Below are 462 nucleotides of genomic sequence, written 5' to 3'. Positions count from 1 at the left end.
GCCTTATCTATGCCAATTTCTTCTCCATATACTTCTATTTTCAAGCGTATCCGTATTTTAGATTCAACTGCATTTCAACTCCCAGATCCCTTTTCATCCGTTTATCCAGGTGCAGGAGGATGCAGCCATACAGCGGGGGTGAAGATTCAGCTTGAGTATGATCTATTAAGTGGTCAATTCCTTCATATTCATACAGGTCCAGGTAAACAACATGATCGAACCTACGGTTCCCTGTGTGTCCCAACTGTTACAGCAAATGATTTATGTATCCGAGATTTAGGCTATTTCCATTTGAAAGATCTTCAACATATACAAGAGAAAAAGGCTTACTATATCTCACGTATCAAATCGAATACTCGTATTTATCAAAAAAATCCTACCCCTGATTATTTTCAAGATGGCAGAATCAAGAAAGGTACAGAGTATATCCAGATAGATATGGAGGTTTTAATGAACTCTCTT

1 protein-coding gene is annotated in these 462 nt (G+C 37.9%); it reads left to right on the top strand.

All coding sequences use genetic code 11. From position 1 onward, the window contains the following. Nucleotides 1-462: IS4 family transposase (locus HFD78_RS29070; RefSeq protein WP_191968150.1), on the top strand; the 462-nt coding region annotated here is incomplete at both ends.

Origin of the sequence: Bacillus sp. EKM501B, from assembly GCF_011800505.1 — a bacterium.
Lineage (GTDB): Bacteria > Bacillota > Bacilli > Bacillales > Bacillaceae_G > Bacillus_A > Bacillus_A cereus.
The sequence above is the reverse complement of the archived record's forward strand: the minus strand, read 5'-3'. Positions and strand labels throughout refer to the sequence as shown.